General features: G+C 40.2%; 7 protein-coding genes. All 7 read right to left on the bottom strand.

Annotation, left to right across the window (positions count from 1 at the left end; genetic code table 11):
- Window positions 1-14: 14 nt before the first annotated feature.
- Window positions 15-1,583, bottom strand: a complete 1,569-nt coding sequence (locus tag OCV88_RS02415; RefSeq protein WP_158424036.1) for a hypothetical protein — start codon at window positions 1,581-1,583, stop codon at window positions 15-17.
- A complete protein-coding gene (locus tag OCV88_RS02410; protein WP_158424035.1) occupies window positions 1,564-4,860 on the bottom strand; it encodes a hypothetical protein in 3,297 nt (1,098 codons plus the stop codon). The genes OCV88_RS02415 and OCV88_RS02410 overlap by 20 nt, the downstream gene beginning before the upstream one ends.
- Window position 4,861: 1 nt before the next feature.
- Complete coding sequence (locus OCV88_RS02405; protein WP_158424034.1) at window positions 4,862-5,746, bottom strand: hypothetical protein; 885 nt, start codon at window positions 5,744-5,746, stop codon at window positions 4,862-4,864.
- A complete protein-coding gene (locus OCV88_RS02400) occupies window positions 5,743-6,918 on the bottom strand; it encodes a hypothetical protein (protein WP_158424033.1) in 1,176 nt (391 codons plus the stop codon). Before OCV88_RS02400 ends, OCV88_RS02405 begins: the two co-directional genes overlap by 4 nt.
- 34 nt (window positions 6,919-6,952) lie before the next feature.
- Window positions 6,953-12,805, bottom strand: coding sequence for a DUF6603 domain-containing protein (locus OCV88_RS02395; RefSeq protein WP_158424032.1), 5,853 nt, complete (start codon window positions 12,803-12,805; stop codon window positions 6,953-6,955).
- Window positions 12,806-13,136: 331 nt separating this feature from the next.
- Window positions 13,137-13,550 carry a SufE family protein gene (locus OCV88_RS02390; protein ID WP_158424031.1) on the bottom strand — a complete coding sequence of 138 codons (414 nt, stop codon included), beginning with the start codon at window positions 13,548-13,550 and terminating at the stop codon, window positions 13,137-13,139.
- Window positions 13,551-13,569: 19 nt separating this feature from the next.
- Entirely contained in the window at window positions 13,570-13,971 is a 402-nt protein-coding gene (locus OCV88_RS02385; protein WP_158424030.1) for a hypothetical protein, read from the bottom strand.

Genomic DNA, 13,971 nt, shown 5'->3' with positions numbered 1-13,971 from the left:
ATTGGAACCCTCCTTTAAAATTGATATTCCCAGACAGAGACACCCTCTTCTGTCTGAAATGCAGCTACTATCATCTGATCGTCCTCAGGACCTGCTATAGGATATGTTCCTGCTTTAAATTCAGGAAAAAAATGTGTATCTGTGAATTTCTCCCTATCGCTTATCTCAAACATATACCCGCTCAAAAGAATATAAATGGCATTTGTTTTAATCAGATAGATATTATCGTCCTTGACGTTTGGACATTCAAATATATTGTTTTTATAATCATCCTCTAAATCATAAAAGAACACTCTTCCAGTATCATACAGAACCGCCGCACATCCCCGTGCTCCATATGATAAAACATCCAATGCCTTGATTTTCGCCCCTTTTGGCTTCTTTAAATACCTGCCGTTCATCCATTTGCCTCCAATCACCTCAAAAAAGCCGATGTCCTCGCGGGAGGCAAGAACGCTCACAGGCGGCTCACCTTCGGAAAGCAGCACATGGGCAGAAATAATCCCTTCTGTAAATTCCTCATACTTTTTCCATACTTTCTCTTCAAAGTCCATTTCACAGTAAGTCACACGGTCAGTGCTCACATAACAAACACAGAACTTCTGCTCAGAGAAAGAAGATGAATAGAAATTAAATTTTGAAGGCGAGCACATATTTGGGGAATAGATATTCCATGTTTCCAAATCCTGACTGGTATATAAAACAGGATGAACGTAAAGAAAATAATCACCTTCATAGCTTTTGTAAAATTTACAGCGCCCAAATTCATCTGTCTGTGGGAATCCTTTTGCTCCTATTCTCTGTTTCCAAAGTGTACGGTACACATATAATTCTTCTGTAACGGAACAAAAATCATTGTACGCAGTTAAGGTAAATTTTCTGTCTTTATCTATTTTGGTAAAATACGGCGGGAGATTGGCAGCCAGGGCCCCATGTTCATCATACAAAAACGCTGATGCTTTTTCATTCTCTTGTATTTCCCATGATATATAAGCTGAATCTCCCTTGTGTACTGCATTTACAGGATGAAACAAATCCGCTTCCGTATATGCACCGAACCTTTCAATATACACAGCAAATCCTCTTTCCAAACTTATCTGATACTGCATCCTGTCAGAAAGATCAGGAAAAAAATAATCAAAATCATCCACGTATATTTGAAGGGTAAGGGGTTTCTCCGTATCTGGTATTTCTGTAAAGATACACTTATCAGACAGATGAAACCCCACAGTGAAATCGGGAGCAAGAAAATCGGCAGCCGTAGTGATTACCGCACATCTTTCTTCCGTATCTCTAAACCTTCCATAAGAAATACTCCAGTCCATATTTCCATTAGAATGGAACATTTTAAAAAAGGCTTCCAGCTGAATCTCCTGTGTACCATTATCTTTAAAAAGCTGTTCAAAACCTTTTATATAAATGGCAGGATACATCTCCCCTCCTCTTTTTTTGCCCCTCTCTCCATGCTCTTCTCCACACAAGCTTTTATAAATCGTAATATAAAAATCATTTTTTACAATATACTTTCCGGGAGCATTGGAAAAAAATACTTTCTCAGGTATCTTAATGCTTATTCCTTCCATCCATATCACCCCGTTCTATCAACATGCCATCTGTAATCAATGTTTCTCCTATCTCTCCTATGGATATAGAGGAATCTTGGATATTAAAACATTCATACGTTACCTGACCATTTTCCAACCTCGGATAAAATCGTACAAAATCTGCCTTTCCGGCAAATGGCGGCAGTACGGCTCGATTCTTTTCTGAAATCATTGTATGGAGTTCCGATGACAATAACTGATATTTTGAAAAATCCCCATGCTCTCCAAACAGTTCTATTTGTTTTGCAGGCAGAAATCCCGTGTTGACGGTTATCTTCAATGCCGGATCGAAAAGGAGCGTAACATTTTTAACCCCATCCGCAGAACTAATTGTAAATGGTTCGCTGTTTAAATACTGGGCAGACTTGTGTTTGCCCCCAAACATTGGAAATCCACTGGAAAATCCATCATAAAATCCACAGCACACACCATCCGTCTCTCTGTTCTTATCCCCAAACTGAACCACAAATTCCTGCCCGGCAAGTCCCTCATCATTAAATGTTCCGATGTCATCATCTTTTTTTGACCATTCCGGCGCTCCAAAAAATTCAAGCTCCATGGAAATCTCTGCCAATACAAGAGCCCGCCCGAATATAAAATGATTTTCTGACAAAGGAAGTGTCTGATTCAGCTTTTGTTCAATCATATCCATCACTTCTGCAAATGCAGTGTTATCTTTTGTCAATGCCAAAATAAAACTTTTGATCCGCGGCTCCATCTCGTCTGGCGCACCCGGAGATGGCACGAACCTCCCGACGGCCGTCTTCTGTCCTCCCAGATACCGATAAACCGTCTTAACTATTCCAAGGCTTACTCCAGAATTAGAAAAAACATTTATATTCCGATTCAGCATATCCGGCAGAAAAATGCCTATTATCGGTGTCTCCCCAGGCAGCACAGAAGACCTTACACCATCATCTGCTGCCGTAACAAAATCTGCTGAAAGTCTTGCCGCCGAAGTCAAGGCAAGCGGCAGAAAACACAGTTCTTTATTCTTTGGCAGTAAATTCTCCGATATATATCTTTTTCCCTTGAATGCAAGCTCATCGTCAAGAATTTTCCTTTGCTTTCCAAAAGAAGATACCAAAGCCAATTTAGTAATACCAAAAAATCCTTCCCGAAGCGGAAAAATCTGTGTATCATTGCAGACTGCCAATCTTTCTACAGCCGGCTCCGAAAAACTCTGAACCGTTGGTTCTAGGCATTCTGCTATAGCTTTTGAAGTATGATCCAGGGGATCTATGTCAATGGGATACTGAAATACATGTTCTAATCCACTTAGACTGATATGAAATCCCCCTAAACTTTGAGAAACGGCAGCAAGATCTTTGACTTTCTTGGCACTCTGCGCCGCATCTGGTGAATCAGAGTGATATTCCAGATATTTTTCCAGCTTATCCTGAAGATTATAGACTCCATGTGGAGTCAGAACCGTAACTCCACTGCATCTGATTTCCTGCTCTGACTCTGTACCACAATACACATAATCCGTATTGCCATACAAAAGACTGCTCTCTTTCGGTTCTGCTCCTTGGTAATTCGGATAGAAGGCAGTCTCCCACTGCATCAGCAGTGTAACCTCTTCCATAGGAACTCCGTTATACATCACTGGGGAGTATTTTTCCTTTATAACTGGATTCAGATTCAGATGCAGTCTTATATTTTTTTCGTCCAGCAATACTGCTGTAACCAGATACTCCCTGTAATTTTTCCATACATCTTCTATTCCGCTGACATTCCTAAAATATCCAAGAATCGTTTCTGCAGGAATGTCTGAGGTCAAAGGCAGGGTTAGACAAAAAAGTGTATGGTCTTTCTCAAATCTTCCCTCCTCTCCAAAGGCATACGTTCTCTCCATCCCTTTTCCACACAGCATAAGCGCAGGATCTTTTGGCAGATAAAATGGTTCTGACGACACAATTTCTAATTCGCCATTTTGGTCAGCAAGAAATTTTTTCAACACATTTCTTTTGCTTTCTCTATCCTTTAATGCTCTTAAGATTTTTTCTCTCAGCATGGATATATCCTTTACAAGAGGAGCTATGTGCTCCATAATTTCTCCTTGTTTTTTTAGGGCTGCACCTTCATATATCTCCCACAGATAATATAGCGACTTCTTTTTATATTCTAAGGTCCGGCGGAGCTTTCCGAGCCCTCGTTCTAAAGCGTCCAGCTCCAAATACTGTTTTTTTAGTTTTATTTCGCTGTCTGTCTTGAAATCTTTCGGCAATTTTAGAGAAGAGATATCCTCCATAGCATCCATACGTGAAAATCCTCGGTAATGGATATCATCATCAATCTTAAAATTACCATCTGGCTGTGCTGATTCATCTGCAGTATCATATTGAATCGAGGTCAGGAAACGCTCCATTGAGGAATCAGAGCCGTAAAAACGCTGGCTTATGACTGCAGACAACGCTTCAGCCGAGGTTTTCCCGATCCCCACATCAATTTCTCCTGCTGGTACCGGTTCTTCTTTTGTAAGATCAATCCCTCCGATTTCGCCGAACAGTATACTGGAATTACACACTGATATGTTTTCATCCGGAACAGATAAATGATATTTCTCCAACATGGCTTTCATATCATCTATTGTTTTTACATCATTGAGGATATCATTTTTCGAATCTGAATAATATCCCAGGACAAAATATGTAAGAACCGCATCGGACGGTACCCCTTCTAGAGCATCATAAAAACCAAATACGCTAAAACAGCTGGGATAATAGGCAGAAAACATGGGATCTCCCGCACCCACCGCAGTGATCTTGTCAAAATATCCGCATTCTCCCACACATTCAGGTACAGGCGAAGACGCCGGATAATTCCTGCCCATATAACGGAAACGGTGTCTTTGCCGAAGATCATCAAATTTGGGAATCGTTATACTGTCACTATAAGTACTGTCAAGTGAATAAAAATTACTTTCCACAATATTGCAATCTGTACAAATTTCTCCGTTTCTCCAATACATTCTCGTTACGATAAAGCGGTCAGGAACAGCAGGATATTCCAAACGCTTTCTTCCATTGTTATCTTCTGTCTCATATCCATTTTTCAGCGCAGATGGAAGTACAAAGTGAAGGTGAATGCCTTTTTTTAGAAGAATATTCTTATTAAATGCTCCAGGGGTTGCATCCTTTCCAAGATAAGACCTTAAAGCGGTCTTATAATTCGGATTGATTGCCGGTACCTGGAGCGGAGTTTTGAAATGCCGGGCAAGGACAATCATTGGTATTATAAGCTGAGCAGACATTTTACACCTCCCCAGAGGAACGTTTGAATTTGGCCCGATGTGCTGCAGCAATCATTTCGAACGCAAAACGTGAAGACGAAATTTCGTCATTTCCAAGTTTGCCATAGTTTTTCAATTGTGTCCCCACAGAATATGCAAGTTTTTCAGCATGAATCCTTCCGTTATCATCTGTGAAATCATCAATGCAAAAAGAACAGATTCTTTTTCCCAGGTCAGAATCATCCTGCGCAGATCTAAGATCAATGCTTCTTGTTATTTTATTGCCATGCCGCTCTACTGACGATGCTCCAAAACACAGCCCTGTTTTCGGTTCTTCCACTAAAATTTCCTGCACATCACCAGAGAAAAGACAAAGCAGTACATCGTCCGCAATGGTTTCCATCCTCAGAATAGGAATCTGCTCTCCTTTTTCTTCCTCCAAAGCTCCAGCCTTATCAAATCCATACACATGCAGACCCTTCATCCTGGCTGCAAGCTGAGAATGCATGATGAATCCACTTATGAGGTTATAATCTTCTGGTTTCTCACGGAATTTCTTTAAGCATTTCTTTTTATGATTGGAATGCATTCGTTTCATTCGAGGTGTTTCCATGTAATCCCTGGATTCTGCTGCCTTTCGCAATAAGACTTTGTCTGCTGTACATTCTTGTCTGCATACTCTCCCAATAGAAAATGCACCGTCTACCAGCGCATCTGTCCAGTTAATATCCACATAAAAGAAACGGATACTTTCTTTTGGCAGCTCTGATACATCCGAAAGCAGATAGGTTAGAGGGATACCATTTAAAAGCCTTAGAGAATCCGCATAATCTTTTAAATGATCGGGTATTTCAATGGGTACAAAATTTACTTGATCATATTGCTTTGTAACAAAACGCCTTTTCATAACTTCCCCTCCGATAAAAATCCGCAAAGTTCTTGTAAATCAGATACAGAGATGCCAATTGCGGCCTTTTGCCTTTTCAGATGTTCTCTCACCGCCAGCTCTTTTCTCCATGCCGCTATATTTTCCGCTTCGGACCGTCGGCTTAACGTAAGCAATCTTCCAAGATTAAAAGCAGCCGAATAGCTGACATCAAATATCCCATTTTCAGAATCGTATATCATTCTGCCATCCGCTGTGAATTTCTCTTCTCCGTTGATTTCGTCATACCTTTCTGAATGATACGGCAGTAAAGGTCCATGATAGAAGGAAAATGTCTTCTCTCCTGTACGCAGGGCATGCGGTTTAAGCTCCTTGTCTTTCACTGTCCCGGAATGTTTTGCCAAACCATTTACCAGGGATACAAATGACTTATCTTCTGTTTTTTCTGAATAGACATTCCAATGATAAATAGAAATAAAGCGTACGAAATCACATTCATCCGGAATCTTTGCATTTAGATACCCGTCCACCGAGACAAGATGAACAGTGCTTTTCATCGTCTTATCCTCAGAAGATGGAATAAATCGGTTTGCTATGACTGTAGAGAACCATCCATCCTGTTTTGCAATTGAATCCTCTGCAGCGGATAAATCAACAAATTTGGAGTGGGCAAGCCACGGGAGGTCTTCCGCATCTGGCATAATCGAATAATAAGTTTCTTTTGGAATGGTAAGTATATGAATATTATCATCATCCCTGCAGCATGTGGCTGTTTTCTCTTTGTATGGGAAGAATACGTTTCTTTCTTTTAAGCCTTTCAACGTTTTATACTTAACATCTGTTTCTCTTGAACCTTCATCTTCTGAAACAACAATGAGTGCAGTCCAGGGAACTCTATGTCCATTAATATCTTCCATCCAACGTTTTATCCACGGATATGTTTTATTTTTCAAAACAATAAATGGCAGTACTCCTGCAAAATCCCCTTGCTGTTCAAACGCCGGATACACGCTGAACACCTCATCCACAGCCATTGTTTCCGTGTTTACAGCAACATAAAAATCCTTTTTTACTGAAAAAGTATCCTTTTGCGGCAGAGTAACCGTCTGGATTCCCTCTGCAATATATTTTCCTTCTTCAAGCCCCGGAATACAATTGTCCGCCAGTTTAAATTCCTTTTCATTTTCTCCCACAGATATCCTCCTTTCTGCATGCTTTCACTTTATCCTATAAAATCAAGATATCTTCAGATAACCAGTTTTCTGCATTTTCCGCAAAAAGCTGTATATCAACACTTTCTGTAATTCCATTCTCTTCTAGAAACTTTTTCCTGCGCCCTGCTAATCCGGTCTCAGCTTCATTTTCTGTAAATCTGTGAATTGAATCTTCCCAGGACAGATGCATCCTCACGTCCTGCAAGAAGCAGTAACAATGAGAAAACTCCAAGGTATTCTTTTTATACAGCTCCTCCAGGGAAATATACCGTGTTCTGGGAAACAGCTCCGGCTGCCCTGTCTTTGTATGAAGCTGCAGTAAAACTCCACACACTGCTGCTTGTACTGCAGACTCCTCTTTTAGACTGCCGCCTGGTCCCGGTTCACGTTTCCACAAAGCTGCCGGGACATTTCGGGTCAAAGGCGTTTTTATAAATCTTTCTTCCAGATCTCTTCCACTGCTGTCACTAATTTTAACTTCCATTTCTGCCTGCAGCGGAACACTGTTTACAGGACGGATATTCCCGTTTTCCGGTATTTGTGAACTAAGAGAGACCGCAAAAGAACTGCCGTCAATAATATCCGCTCCATCCAAAGCTTTGCCAATGCTTCCATCCACCACCAACGTAAGAATATCCGTATCACCGCTTCCGCCATCCCGTCTTTTGTCTGCTTTGTCTGTTAAAAAAGAGTCCTTAAAATTATTCCAATCCATTGCCTCTTTTGAATGATCCTTTCCGGTTGAAAAAGAAATTGTAAAAGAGATGATGAACCAGGAAATATGGACTCTGCCCTGCACCTCAGGTCCCCACAGAGTAAGTTCTGCCGCCAGTTCTATAGAAAACGTTTTGTGGATAAACCACCAGTCTATCCGATAGGAAGCTCCAATGGTTACACCAATGGATGCCCTATAAGAAAACGGTTTCCACGCCATGATAAAATCTGCGTATGCGATAAACCAGGCCTTCAAATTTCCCTGGGAATAAACTGCACTTAGCTTTCCTCCTGCCATGACTGCCCCTGGAGTAAGCGCAAAATATAGTTCTCCTGATATCTTTAAATATGAATCTACATTCCAATCCAGTCCCAGCCGGGGAACCACCGGATAATATTCCGGCTTTTGAAAGGCCGGATGATATCCCCCTAGTGTAACCACAAAATCACCACTGTACTCACTGTTATCAAACCAGAAGTATGCTGCAAAACCGCCGGACAATCTGCAAGAACGGCAAAATATATATGACTCTGAAGTCAACTGTGCTTCCACACTGATAACTCCCTTAGATGGATCATAATTGGCTTTTACGGCAAGCTGGGCCTTCGCAATGGGCGCCGCAGATACATTAGGAGGAACAAAAACCTCAGCAATCCCAAGTACACCCAATTCAAAGTGATTTCCGAAAGAGACATCCAAAAGCAAAAAACCATGGATCATCTTAAATGAGGTAAACTTAACTCCCACAGTCAGGAATTTTTGTTTCTCCTGGTCTTTTATATATTCCTTAAGATCGCTCAAATTCTTCTGGTTAAAGCCAGAAGATGCGGCTGTAATCAGGGGATATTCGGGTACCTCTTCAATCCCCGGAAGTACAAGCTTTTTGTTGTATCCAAATCCCAGCGCCAAACCTGTTACAAAAAAGGCTGGCGGTCCTCCTATTGGTGCCGAAATTGCAAGATATGCCATGAGAGAACCAGAAGAATATTCCCCAATTGCTTCAGCGGTCAATGCTTTAAATTTTATCAGCATAGAACCAGCATAAGATATTGTCTTATCCTCCTGTGTTCTTGAGAAGCTCCCTCCAATGGCAAGCGTACCATTATCAAATGCAATTCCAAACCCTGAAAGATAAAACTTAATATCAGAAAGCTTCGTAAGATCCGCTCCAACACCTGCCCCTGTCAGTACAAAAGAAAATGGGGAAACATTAAGCGCAGCATCCAGAAGAATCACAACTCTTTGTTCATCCAGTCCAATACCGATTTTCGGTATCGTCAATATTGCAAAGGTTTTATCAATCGAGAACCATTTTACAGTCTCTGCCACACCAGAAGCAGTCATAAGATTTCTCTGCTGGGAAGTGTCCGGCTGGTAAAGTTCAAGCCTGCAGGCAGTTCCAAATACCATACACCCCAACATGACCCCCTGCTTGGAAGAAGCCCGTATTTCAAAATCTTTCACTGAGAAATCCGAGGTTTCTGCCAACAGCGGCCTGACTAGTTCTCCGGCAAGAGGCAGTTCAAGCATATTGACCGAAACCGAAGGCGCTGTTTTATAAGAGACATAAAAACCATTTTCATCTCCAGATATTATTTCCGCTGAAATCTCACCGGCGCTTGTATTGACCATGATACAAAACACCTTTTTTGTGAAATTATACTTCAGTTCTAACTCAAATACAGAGAATTCTTTCACAAACTCCGGCAGATGTTTTGTATCGATTCCAAATTCATCTGCTATTTTCTGAAACGTCAGATCCGTAAATTCTGCATTTCCCGAAATAACAAATCCCTCTTCTTCTTTCGACACAAGCAACGCTATTTCCGTTCCACACACAGACAAATCTGCTGTTATTTCAAATGACAGCGGTGTGTCTGCAGAAGATAAAATTTCCAGAGTAAACGCCTGAATAGAAAATTTATCTGATATTTTCAGAATATTTTCCAGGGAAACATATGCCAAAAGTTCGCTGTCTTTCGATTGGTAAGAGACAATAGCTTTTCGAATGCTGACTATAAGCAGTTCCTCAGGAAATGCCCCAGGGTCATAGTTTTCTGAAAGCTCCTGTGCAATTTGTTTCAAAAACGCTCCCAGACTGTAAGCATTTTCTGAATATGCTGCGGCTTCAAAAGAAAATGAACCGTTCTCATAATATGTACCAGACAGATAGAAGGAAAGTCCGCCAAATGACAGCGCTCCGGATATTAAAACATCGTCGAACCTGCCGTCTCGAAAGTCAAGTGCAAACGAAACATCTTCTATCGCTGCTTCTCCCTTTCCCAGACAGAACTTGTACATATCCTCTGCAAATAAATACAGTGAATAATTCCCTCCTGCAGCATCCAAAGTCATTTCCATGTCATTTAGTTTTATCTCCGGGAATTTTATATCCTTTGCAAACAACTCGGCAGCTTCTGCAAAATTCAACACAGAATCCTTTGCAAGCTGAGCTTTTATGATCTGATTTGATCGATAGGAAATATCAAAAACCGTTTTTCCCAATGTCCATTTCCCCAGAACCGTATAATCAATCTGTCTGTATCTGCTGTCAAATGGATATTCTATTGCAATTTCAAAATATGGCTGAAGTGTAATCTTATCATCGAAAATATTCCACGGATTTTCCGCCGTAATGGTGAAGTTAAGATGGCGGAGTGCCACATCATCCATGGAAACCGTCATAGAAATATCTCTAAGTCCCAAAGAACCAAAAATACTCTCTTCATCCGGAAGGACAACTGAAACCGGTATGACATTATCAATTCCCAGAAGTGAAAAAAGATGATTCATGGTAAGGATTTTACCATCCCTGTACACACCGCTGATATACAATAATCCACTTGCAGGCGAGATAACTATCGTTACAGCTATTGTGTCTGTTCCGCTTCCAATTTCAGCCAGAGCAAAAACATATGGATCCGAGAAATCTCCTTCCAGAATACTTTTTATTCCAAGCCGATCTATGTGAACTGCAAGCCGATCTGTAATCTTAATCTCAATATCTGTTTTTACTATTCCAGTAAAGTCAAATCTATCCTCATCTTCAATTACTGTACAGGAAATCTCCTGAATATCTTTTACCGGCGTAATCATTCTAAATGCTTCCCAGAACCGTGCATCTGATACGGACATGGCAGTAAATGTAAATCCGCTTTCATCTAGACTGCCATTTTTTATATCCGTAAAAGTAACTGCAGCTAAGAATGGTACCTTTTCTGCTCCAAGCAGAAACATCGGAAGACCAGAAAAATCCTCCGAAAAACAGTATGTCTCTGTTGATAAGATTTTCTGGTACAGACCAATAAGCTTTTCAGATGCCCCACTGCTGCAAACCATCTGTTGGGGGACAGGGGCTGGAGAATGAAATGTCCGAACATTCAGATTCGAATAACTGCGTATTACCATGCCTTGGAAAGCCTGATCATACAGCGTTTTTTGTGACTGAGGATCCACAATCACAGGCTTTGACCATTGTGGAATTTCATAATCCTTTCTTTCAATCTTCTCTCTCATCTGATCGATTTGCATATCCAGCGCCTGTATAGCTTCCATCGGTTCAAGTTCTTCCTTGTAATACTTATGCTTAATCTGAGCCATAATGCGTACGGAATTTACAATACCAGTCATATTAGGGCCGCCATCAGGATATAATTTCAGTGTATCAAAGGAATCTTCGTAAGCAGACACAGGAGCAAGAATCCACTGCCCCTCATATTCGATGTATCCACTCCTTGTATTTTGAACCTGGGTGCTAAGCTTACCATTTACCTCATGAATCCCCAGAGAATATGCCGCTTCGTAGGTTTCCGCAAGCGTATGTACCCCCGAAATCCTTTTATCATAATATAACCGCCAGAATGAGAACATAGTAGGAAGAATAATAAAACTTACCGGTATGTCCTCTGCGCCAACCTTTATATATTTATTGAGACGACTCGTGTAAAACTCAATGATTCCAGTGGTATGGCCTGACGGGCCTGCCCAAAGAGGCATAAGATAATGCCGGTATGTCATTGTTGCAATATGCTTTTCATCTCGATTCCAACTCCAAAGCAGCGCTTTTTTCTTTTCAGTAATGACAAGCTCCGGGATAAATTCTTTTCCTGCTGCTTCCCTGATGTCACACTTTACCAAAAAATTTTGATCCTCTAAAAAAGCAAGATCTTGCACAGCTGCTAAGGAATACCGCGTAACAACAGCACTGCCTTCTGCTTTTCTTATATAATTAATGAACATTGCGCAACGCATAGTCGGCGGAATTTTTTTAAATTGCTCACGAGCATTTTCTATTATTTGACACACAATTGGATCTTCTGGAACAACATAAACCAGTTTACTTTTACTTTCAATTGCGTCTTCTAATAGTTGAACAAATGCTGACCATTGATAGTCTTTTTTTAATGTTTTCAGATTTGGCAAATAGAAATAAATATATTCTGTATAAATGAAATTGAAGTGTTGTTCCAATGAGATTTTTGGCAGAATTTCACGAATCAACTGTCTCTGCGCTTGTAACAGCTTAGGAGATGAACACAATTCCAAGGCATAGATTTTCTCCAGTTTTTTTGTGGCCCAAGTAGAAATTTCCCCTATAATGGCTCTTGCAAGCTCCATCATGTCCCTGCAGATTCGAACTTGATCCCGGCTGGACTTCATCAGATTTTTAAGCCCTGCACTTCTAGGAACATCCATCATTGCCTTGATCTTGCCTTTTGTTTCTTCATTCATATATTGGGCAGGGAATGAATCCCAATTTTTTAAATATTGATCTTCCTTCGTCTGGGGTCTCATACCTGAACTGACTAGTATATTTCCAATCATGGGATGTGCCCAAAAATCAAATATATTATCAATCACAGGATGAAACTTATGTTTCCCATCATGATAAGCCTCAAAAATATCAATTCGATACTGTGTTTTAAACTGACAATTGATATTAATACAGAGCGGATCTGTCTGCGCTTCATAAAACACAGCTTTTTTGAGCTCATCAAGATTTATAAATTGAATTATTGAATCGGGCAAAACACAGCATGCCTCATTCCATGATATGATCTGAATATTACTCTCAGTAATAACTTCCGTGGAGACCAGAGGAATGGAATATGGTTTTTGTTCTTTCAAACGATTTATCATAAAAAATATCATGAGAGACCTCCATATCTGTCTTCTTTTACCATACATACGCCAATGTTTCTATAAACGATGTAGTCTCCTGGCTGAAACATACTTCACTTCCTTTCTGATTGAATCCGAAAACTATTTTCAGACCATATTATTATATTAACCATTTTTTCAAAAAATTGTAATATTTTTCCAAAATTTATATTTTTTATATATTTCACAAATTTCAATCATAGGGATGTTGTATATTCTGAATATGGAAAAAAATTCCTGTTTCACAACAAACTCCCTTAAAACCCCTTAAAAAACGGACAGAAGCCATTTTCTGACTGCTGTCCGCAAAAAATCCAAACAATTATTTTAAATTGTTTCTGCTGTAATTTTGTATTAATCTGCCCACATTGGACATTACCGAAAATCGATCTGCCGCAAGCTGTTCCTTTAAAGAAGTTTTTTCAAGGAAGAAAAATTCTGTATCCGCTACCTCCTGTAACATCCTCCCCTTTAGCAGTACAACAAATATACTCAATATTCCCCGGATCAGCAGCGATTCACTGTCAACAGTAATCTGAAGTCTTCCTCCATCTTTTCCCAGCAAAATCCATGCCTCTGACTGACATCCTTTGATACGGTTTCTTTCCATTCGATCTCTATCGCTGATAACAGCAGTTTCTCCTGCCAGTTCTAATAAAAATTCATACTGCATCAACCAGTCATCTAGATCATTAAAAACTCTGATAAATTCATTTTGCATTTCATTTATCGTCATTACTTTGTCACACTCCTGATTATAATAAAGGAATCAGCATATCCGTCAGTTCCTGAACAGTTTGTATCTCGGGTGTCTGTTCTGCCGGCAGTTTTACACCCAATTTGTTTTGAATATCAATAAACAGCAGAATTCGTTTAGATAAAACTGCCGGTGCACTGCCACACATCCCCGGTTTATCCATATCTTTTAATTCAGAAACCGAAATATGCATAGCCTTTGCAACATTAATCCGGACCATTTCCGTAATATTATCCGTTACCTCATGGTCTTCTAACAGCATCTTGTATGCAACAAACTTGCGGATGCTGTCTGCAATAGCATAACGGTCAGATATAGAAAGTATTTTTAACCTTTCCAATTGGAAATCTGCACTTTTTTTTGCATCAATCAAACGATTCGCCATTTCATCTATGAACAT

This window comes from Brotonthovivens ammoniilytica, assembly GCF_025566885.1.
Taxonomy (GTDB): Bacteria; Bacillota; Clostridia; order Lachnospirales; family Lachnospiraceae; genus Brotonthovivens; species Brotonthovivens ammoniilytica.
This window is presented reverse-complemented; position numbering and strand designations above follow the sequence as displayed.

Excerpts from the sequence above, each read along its gene's own strand:
- OCV88_RS02390 (WP_158424031.1), bottom strand. The coding sequence starts at position 13,550 with ATGACGATAAATGAAATGCAAAATGAATTTATCAGAGTTTTTAATGAT.
- OCV88_RS02385 (WP_158424030.1), bottom strand. The coding sequence starts at position 13,971 with ATGTTCATAGATGAAATGGCGAATCGTTTGATTGATGCAAAAAAAAGT.
- OCV88_RS02410 (WP_158424035.1), bottom strand. The coding sequence starts at position 4,860 with ATGTCTGCTCAGCTTATAATACCAATGATTGTCCTTGCCCGGCATTTC.
- OCV88_RS02395 (WP_158424032.1), bottom strand. The coding sequence starts at position 12,805 with ATGATATTTTTTATGATAAATCGTTTGAAAGAACAAAAACCATATTCC.
- OCV88_RS02415 (WP_158424036.1), bottom strand. The coding sequence starts at position 1,583 with ATGGAAGGAATAAGCATTAAGATACCTGAGAAAGTATTTTTTTCCAAT.
- OCV88_RS02405 (WP_158424034.1), bottom strand. The coding sequence starts at position 5,746 with ATGAAAAGGCGTTTTGTTACAAAGCAATATGATCAAGTAAATTTTGTA.